Below are 1,615 nucleotides of genomic sequence, written 5' to 3'. Positions count from 1 at the left end.
TAACTATGAAAGAGCTCGTCGCTTGAACTGTAGTAAAACGGGCATCTTTAATGCTTTAAAGCGTCTTGGTATCAGTCAAAAAAAAGACCTTGGAACATCCAAAAGCGTGTCCGATAAAAAGAGCGATATTCCAGAGTAGGCTTGATCGCTTTACGCAGCAAGGCTATCCCATTGTCTATATGGATGAAAGCGGCTTTGAGGCTAAAACCATTCGTTCTCATGGCTATGCACCGATTGGTAAACCCTGTATCGATAGCTACAACTGGCAAGCTTCGAGACGTACTAATGTCATCGGAGCTCTCTATGAAAAAATGCTATTTGCGCTTGATTACTTTGAACACAATATTAACAGCAGCATATTCTACCACTGGTGCAAATACACGCTAATCCCAAGTCTTAAAACTAAATGCGTGATTGTCATGGATAATGCTCGATTTCATAAGAGTAAGCGTATTCAAAAGCTACTTAATAGACATGGTCATCGTATTTTATGGCTGCCGCCGTACAGCCCTGATCTAAACCCTATCGAGAAAAAATGGGCACAGGCTAAGTTTCTACGCCAAGGATGGATGGAGAATAATCTACCTAAACTGTTTCATGATATGGGCTGTATCGATTTTATAAAGACTTAACTATATGCAGAATTGTCACTGTGTTTTTTATGCTTTGGCTACTAAAATAACATATATTGATAATAATTCTAAGCATAAGACACTGATTAAATAGAATTATGTATGCTACGTAGTTTAGCTTCTGTATTAGCCTTACTTAGAAAAATGCGAATTCCTCTCACAAATAAAATTTTGCTATTTTGGGTATACCCTAGCGAGACCAGTAAAACAGACCATAATTTGAGCTAATAAGTTACCTAAAATGGACAATGTTCGCAGGACTATTAATTGTCTTAAATGGTTGCCTTTCAGCTAATAGTCCATATTATGTCTAATAATAGATACTATGCCACTGCTGGCTTTTCTAGTTGTTTTAGTCCAATCGTTCTCAGTCTTCCTTGGCCGTCAACTTCTTTAATGACTAATAACCACTCCTTATTAATCACAACCGTATCGCCTGCTACGGGTGCCATCTTTAAGCTATCCTTAATATATTCAGCAACCGTTTGTTCCCACATATTTTTCGTGTTCAGGGTATCTTCTAGAGATTCGAATTTCATCCTATCGGTAAAGAAAGGCACATCTTTAAGTTTGACACTCGGCGATAGCATCCAATCGCCATAAAAATCATCGATGGCTCTACGGTCTAACGTAGTGTCATTAAAGACAGTCGCAATCTGATCGGCATAATCGCCACTCATGGCATACCATACGCTATCGCCAAATTTGAGCTTAGTCTTTTCATTAATTGCCAAGATTTGCTGACCACGCACCAAGGCAAAAACATGGATTCCTTCAGGGCTGATACGCGTAGATATATCCCTCGGATGACGACCAATTGCAAACGCGCCTAACTTTACTTCAAATTCATACAACGTAATACTTGCTCTATCTGACACCCACACTTCATGCTCTTCTTTTGGGCCCTTATTGTTAGGAATACGCACCTTAAACAGATTGGCCATAAAAGGAATGGTCGTCCCTTGTAACACCAACGATAAGAC

The 1,615-nt window shown here is 39.3% G+C and carries 1 protein-coding gene and 2 pseudogenes; 2 read left to right on the top strand and 1 reads right to left on the bottom strand.

What is annotated here, in order from left to right; translation table 11 throughout:
• Nucleotides 1-139: pseudogene (locus JMY09_RS14625) on the top strand (IS630 transposase-related protein); the annotation flags it as partial.
• Entirely contained in the window at nt 90-632 is a 543-nt protein-coding gene (locus JMY09_RS14310) for an IS630 family transposase (protein WP_406947605.1), read from the top strand. The pseudogene JMY09_RS14625 and the gene JMY09_RS14310, both read left to right, overlap by 50 nt.
• A gap of 323 nt (nt 633-955) precedes the next feature.
• Here the strand turns inward: JMY09_RS14310 and JMY09_RS14305 are convergent.
• Nucleotides 956-1,615: pseudogene (locus tag JMY09_RS14305) on the bottom strand (potassium/proton antiporter); the annotation flags it as partial.

The organism is Psychrobacter urativorans, from assembly GCF_904846695.1.
Taxonomy (GTDB): domain Bacteria; phylum Pseudomonadota; class Gammaproteobacteria; order Pseudomonadales; family Moraxellaceae; genus Psychrobacter; species Psychrobacter urativorans.
Note: the sequence above shows the minus strand (reverse complement) of the source record. Positions and strands in the feature narration are given on the sequence as shown.